This window comes from Nonomuraea sp. SBT364 (assembly GCF_001083785.1).
Taxonomy (GTDB): domain Bacteria; phylum Actinomycetota; class Actinomycetes; order Streptosporangiales; family Streptosporangiaceae; genus Nonomuraea.
In genome coordinates this window covers 1-5494 of the sequence record NZ_LAVL01000288.1, presented here as the reverse complement: position 1 = coordinate 5494, position 5494 = coordinate 1, and the positions used below count along the sequence as shown (strand labels likewise).

The window sequence follows — 5494 nt, the reverse complement described above, 5'->3', positions numbered from 1 at the left end:
GCCGTCCACCCGGGCCGCCCAGCCCGCCCCTCAGCCCGCCGCCCAGTCGTAAAGGAGATCCGTATGAAGCTCGTCGTCGTCACGGCGGGACTGACCCAGCCCTCCTCCACCCGCCTGCTCGCCGACCGCCTCGCCGAGGCGGCCGGGCAGCGGCTCGGCGGCTCCGGACCGCGCGTCGTCGAGCTGCGGGAGCTGGCGGTGGACATCGCCAACAACTTCGTCACCGGCTTCGCCGGCGCCCGGCTCCGCTCGGCGCTGGAGGCCGTGGCGGAGGCCGACGGGGTCATCGCGGTCACGCCGGTGTTCAGCGCGTCCTACAGCGGGCTGTTCAAGTCGTTCTTCGACCTGCTGGACCCGGACGCGCTGGCGGGCACGCCGGTGCTCATCGCCGCCACCGGCGGCACCGCGCGGCACTCGCTCGCGCTGGAGCACGCGCTGCGCCCGCTGTTCGCCTACCTGCGCGCCGTGGTCGTGCCCACCGCGGTGTACGCGGCGTCGGAGGACTGGGGCGGCACCGGCGACGCCTTCACCGGCGCCCTCCCCGACCGCATCGCCCGCGCTTCCGGGGAACTGGCGGACCTCATGCTCCGCCTGACCCCGCCGGCGGACGAGCCGGCGGACGGCGGGCCGGTGGTCGAGGAGGTCGTCCCGTTCGAGCAGCAACTCGCGGCGGTGCGGGAGGGATAATCCAGTGGATCACCCGACTTTTCCGGATATCCTGCTGAGATGTCGGCCGCCGACCTCGATCAGGGTGATCTCGACGCGTGCCTGCGCGTCCTCGCCCGTGCGGTGACGGCGGAGCCCGGCGACGCCCGCTGGGACCCCGTCCGGGCGGCCGCCGCCGAGCTGCACCGCGCCGTCAGGCGGGCCCGCCAGGACGAGCGCAGGCACCACGACCGGGCCCTGCTCGCCTCCACCACCCGCTACCGCGACCAGAACCCCTCGGAGCCCGGGCTTCCCGTGGACGACGCGGCGGCAGGCGGCGGCGAGGAACGCGTGCTCAAGGCGCATCGGCCCTGTTACGTCTGCAGGACGCCCTACCGGAGGGTCCACGCCGACTACCACATGCTCTGCCCGTCGTGCGCGGAGGAGAACACGGCCCGCAGGCACGCGCGGGCCGACCTGCGCGGGCGGCGCGCCCTGGTGACCGGCGGGCGGGTGAAGATCGGCTTCCACGTGGCGCTGAAGCTGCTGCGCGACGGCGCCGAGGTGCTCGTCACGACCCGGTTCCCGCGCGACGCCGCGCGCCGCTTCGCCGGCCTGCCCGACAGCGGCGACTGGCTGGACCGGCTGCACGTGCACGGCGTCGACCTGCTCGACCTGCCCGGCGTCGCCGGCCTCCTGGACGCGGTGCACGACCGGTTCGACCACCTGGACATCCTGGTCAACAACGCGGCGCAGACGATCCGCCGCCCCGCCGCCTACTACCGGGAGATACACGCGGCGGAGTCGGTCCCGCTGACCGGCGCCGCCTCCCGCGTCCGGTTACGGGAGGGCGTCCCGGCCGCGCTCGCCCCCGCCGGTGCCACGCCGGACCTCTCCGCGCATCACGACCTGTTCCCCGCCGGCCGTACGGACGAGACCGGCCAGCCGCTCGACCTGCGCGCCCGCAACAGCTGGAGCCTGCGCCTGCACGAGGTGGACCCCGCTGAGTGGATGGAGGTGCAGGTGGTGAACGCGTTCGCGCCGTTCCTGCTCACCTCGCGGCTGCGCGGCCTGCTGGAGTCCTCGCCGTGGCCGGACCGGTACGTGGTGCAGGTGTCGGCGATGGAAGGCAGCTTCTCCCGCGACGGCAAGACCGTCCGGCACCCGCACACGAACATGGCCAAGGCGTCCCTGAACATGCTCACCCGGACCTCGGCCGCCGACTACGCGACCTCCGGCATCTACATGAACAGCGTGGACACCGGCTGGGTCACCGACGAGCGGCCGCATCCCGTCAAGCTCGCCCAGCGGGCCGCCGGGTTCCGGCCGCCGCTCGACGTCGTCGACGGCGCCGCCCGGGTGTACGACCCGGTGGTGCGGGGTGTCGGCGGCGAGCGGCTGTACGGACTGTTCCTGAAGAACTACCGCCCGGTGGAGTGGTGATGCGGCCTCCCGTACCCGTCCGATGCCCGGCCCCCGTCCCCTCGACGGCCCCGCCCGGCCCGGAGGCGACCGGGCTGGAGCCGTTGCTGGCCCGGCTCGCCGATCCGGCGCCCGTGGAGGCGGCCGAGACCTTCCCCGTGGGCATGCTGCGGCCCGACGGGCGGGTGGACCTGTGCAAGCAGGCGCTCGGGGTGGCGGGCGCACTGCGCGTGCTGCCCCTGGCCGTCCGCTCGCCGCACGCCCGGCACCTGCTGCTGGGCACCAACTCGGTGGGCGACACCGGCGCGGCGGCCCTCGCCGACGCCCTCTCCGCGGAGCACCCCGGCGAGGTCCCTGGCGCGCCCTCCCCGGACCGGGCAGCGGGCGGGCACCGGCTGGAGACGCTCTACCTCGGGTGCAACCACATCTCGGCCGAGGGCGCGGGCAGGCTGGCCGGGTGGCTGGCGCACGACACCACCGTGCGAGCGCTGTGGCTCAAGCGCAATCCGCTCGGCGACGCGGGCGTGACGGCGGTGGCGGCGATGCTCCGCCGCAACACCTCGATCAGGACGCTCGACCTGGTGAACACCGGCCTCACCCCGCACGGGCTGCGGGCGCTGCTGGAGGCGCTGCTGGACCGGCCGGTGCCGGTGGAGCGGCTGTTCCTGAGCGGCAACGGCCTCGGGCCCGACGCCGCCGGGCTGCTGGCGGCCCTGGCCCGGGACGCCGGCGTGCGGGAGCTGTATCTGGCGGCCAACCACCTGGGCGACGCGGGCGCGCGCGCCCTGGCGGCCGCCGCCCGGGCCGACCGGCCGCTGTCGCTCGGGCTCGGCGGCAACGGCGTCGGTCCGGCCGGCGCCCGCGCGCTCGCCGCCGCCCTGGACGGCGTCGAACTCCTGGACCTGGGCCGGCCGCCCTCGGAACGCGCGCTCGGCGCCCCGCCGAACGCCATCGGCGACGACGGCGTGGCAGCCCTGGCGGCGGCCCTGCCCGGCAGCGCGCTGCGCCGCCTGGAGCTCCGGCACGCCGGCTTCACCGCGCGGGGCGCCGTCGCACTCGTGGACGCCCTCCTGCCCGCGTGCGCGGACGAGGGTCCCGGCCTGCACTTCCACCCCGCTCTGCCGGCGGCCTCGGTCCGGCTGGAGTACCTGGGCCTGGGGCCGGGGATACCCCGGCAGCTCAAGCAGGAGGTCCGGGCGCTGCTGCATCCCGCCGGGCCCGCCCACCCGGACCTCCTTGCGATCAACAGCGTGTACCGCTGATCGTCACCGTTCGAGCGAGACGACCGTGTACGGCGTGCTCGGCGTCGGCGGGGTGGTGAAGCGGGCGTTGGGCAGGTAGAGGCGCCCGCCGAAGGCGGCCACCGTGGTGGGGACGTCGAAGCGCGGGTCGGTCAGCCGGTCCACGACGCGGCCCTCGGTGCCGTCACGGTTGAGCCGGAGGACGGCGACCGTGTTGAGCCGGTTCTGGACGACGTACAGGGTGCGGCCCTTCAGGAGGAGGCCGTCGCCGTTGGTGAGCAGCTCGCCGCCGAGGTCGACCTCGGTGGTGGCGCCGGTGCGCGGGTCGGCCCTGAAGAGCTTGCCGGTGCTGGACTGGACGATCAGCAGCTTCCGGCCGTCGGGGGTGGGCGCGATGCCGTTGGCGTTGATGCCGGTGGTGTACCGCAGGGCGCCGGTGAGGGGGATCGTGACGGCTTCGGCGGGGAGCGCGCCGTGGCGGCCGAGCGGCAGCTTGTACAGGACGGGGTTGGCCGAGTCGGTGATCCACGCGGCGTCGCGGGCCAGCAGGACGTCGTTGACGAACGAGGTGCCGGTCGCCAGCGTGTAGGACCTGAGGACGGCGCCGGTGCGCAGGTCGACGACGCGGGCGTCGCCGGCGTTGCCGCCCGCGACGAACAGGCGGCCCCGGTGGTCGGACTTGAGGCCGAGCGACGGGGTGCCCGGTCCCTCGCTGATGATCTCGCCCTGGCCGGTGCGCAGGTCGGCGCGGTAGATGGAGCCGGTCGCGCGGGAGCCGAAGTAGGCGTACGGGCCCGGCCCGATCTCGATCCCCTCCGGCTGGAACCCGTCGGGCAGCGCGAAGGTGGCGGGCGGCGTGGCCGCCCGCGCGGGCGCGACCAGCGGTCCGGCGGCCAGGATCGCGCACAGCGCTGCGGTCAGAGCGGTCGTGAGTGCGGTCTTGAGGATCGCTGATCTCATGCGGCCACGATCTCCCGGGCGGGCGTCGCCGCAAAGGCCCAAGCGCCCGCTTCACAGCGAGTTTTCAGGGACGGCCCCGCCGTCCGGCGACGGCCGGAGAGGCTTTCCGCCGTCGGTCCGCCCGGTCAGGTAGCGGGCGACGGCGATCGGGCGGTCGCGGCGGTGAGGGCGGTGTCGATGTGCTTGCGCAGCGACCGGCTCTTGATCGACTGCCGCAGGCGGTGCAGCGCCTCGGCCGCTCCGTCGCACTCGCCCAGCGCGTTGACGGCGGCCCCGGCCAGCTTGAGGTCGAGCATCATGCCGCCCTGGCCGCCCGCCGCCGACTCGGCCAGCCGGGCCAGGGTGGCGGTGGCGCCGTCGGCGCCGGTGAGCGCGGCGGCCCAGGCGAAACCCCTGGCCATGTCGCTGTTCAGCTCGACGCGCAGCAGATGGACGTGCCCGGCGGGGACCGGGCCGTCGAAGGCGCGCAGCGCCGCGGCCACCAGCTCGGGCGCGCCGTCGGCGGCGAGCAGGCCGAGTGCGCGCCCGCGCCATGCCTTCGTCGGCCGTGGGCTGCCCGCTTCGGTCAGGTGCTCGGTGAGGGCCACCAGGTGCGGGGCGGGCCGGTCGCCGAGATGGGCGCGGATCAGGGCGCCCCAGCCGTCGAGCGGGAGCGGCAGGGGCGGGGCCGCCGGGTTGACGGGGGCCAGCGCGCGCTGCACCTGCCGGCTCTCGCGCGCGCCGAGGTAGAAGCCACCGGTCTCGTCGATGAGCAGCTCGACGGCCGCCCACAGGCCCTCGCGCTCGGCGGCGGGGAACGCGGCGGCGCGCTCCCCCAGCAGGTGGATCCACTCCAGGTCGTGCCAGCCGTTGCCGCCCCGGCTGACCGCCTCGCACAGCCGCGTCAGCTCTCCGGCGCTCCAGCCGCCGGAGCGGGTGAAGGCCAGGGTGAACTCGCGGCTGTAGTCGTCGGCGGTCAGGCGGGTCAGGGCGAGGGTGGCCCGGCGGCACGCCTCCGCCGACGCCTCCCGCAGCTCGCGGACGACCGCCTCGCGCACCGGCCGCGCGCCGCCGCGCAGCCGCTCCCGTACGTCGTGGGCGGTGAGCGGCAGCGCGGCCATCTCGCGGTCGCGGGCGGCGAGCTCGCCGAGCGAGGGGATCATGCCCTCGATCCTCCCGCACCCCACCGACGAACTCGCACGGCCGGACGGGGCGCCGCGTCCCCGAGGGGGCGCACAGGAGTGGGC

General features: G+C 75.8%; 5 protein-coding genes. 3 read left to right on the top strand and 2 right to left on the bottom strand.

Annotated features, from left to right (window positions below):
* Nucleotides 1-63: 63 nt before the first annotated feature.
* From ADY59_RS46325 to ADY59_RS46315, 3 genes are read left to right on the top strand one after another with little or no spacing between them, the layout of a single operon-like run.
* Nucleotides 64-687 carry an FMN reductase gene (locus ADY59_RS46325; RefSeq protein WP_049577452.1) on the top strand — a complete coding sequence of 208 codons (624 nt, stop codon included), beginning with the start codon at nt 64-66 and terminating at the stop codon, nt 685-687.
* 39 nt (nt 688-726) lie between these two features.
* On the top strand, nt 727-2088 hold the full coding sequence (locus ADY59_RS46320) for an SDR family NAD(P)-dependent oxidoreductase (RefSeq protein ID WP_049577449.1): 1362 nt from the start codon (nt 727-729) through the stop codon (nt 2086-2088).
* On the top strand, nt 2088-3329 hold the full coding sequence (locus ADY59_RS46315) for a gala protein (protein WP_049577445.1): 1242 nt from the start codon (nt 2088-2090) through the stop codon (nt 3327-3329). The genes ADY59_RS46320 and ADY59_RS46315 overlap by 1 nt, the downstream gene beginning before the upstream one ends.
* A 3-nt stretch (nt 3330-3332) precedes the next feature.
* On the opposite strand, the gene ADY59_RS46310 is transcribed toward ADY59_RS46315, so the two are convergent.
* Together ADY59_RS46310 and ADY59_RS46305 are read right to left on the bottom strand one after the other, a co-directional pair.
* Entirely contained in the window at nt 3333-4268 is a 936-nt protein-coding gene (locus ADY59_RS46310) for a superoxide dismutase (protein ID WP_049577442.1), read from the bottom strand.
* A gap of 125 nt (nt 4269-4393) precedes the next feature.
* The gene (locus tag ADY59_RS46305; protein ID WP_049577440.1) at nt 4394-5410 is read right to left on the bottom strand and encodes a hypothetical protein; all 1017 of its coding nucleotides are present in this window, start codon (nt 5408-5410) and stop codon (nt 4394-4396) included.
* Nucleotides 5411-5494 lie beyond the last annotated feature (84 nt).

Bases quoted from the DNA above. Each gene is read 5' to 3' on its own strand.
- ADY59_RS46325 (WP_049577452.1), top strand. From the start codon at position 64: ATGAAGCTCGTCGTCGTCACGGCGGGACTGACCCAGCCCTCCTCCACC.
- ADY59_RS46320 (WP_049577449.1), top strand. From the start codon at position 727: ATGTCGGCCGCCGACCTCGATCAGGGTGATCTCGACGCGTGCCTGCGC.
- ADY59_RS46315 (WP_049577445.1), top strand. From the start codon at position 2,088: ATGCGGCCTCCCGTACCCGTCCGATGCCCGGCCCCCGTCCCCTCGACG.
- ADY59_RS46310 (WP_049577442.1), bottom strand. From the start codon at position 4,268: ATGAGATCAGCGATCCTCAAGACCGCACTCACGACCGCTCTGACCGCA.
- ADY59_RS46305 (WP_049577440.1), bottom strand. From the start codon at position 5,410: ATGATCCCCTCGCTCGGCGAGCTCGCCGCCCGCGACCGCGAGATGGCC.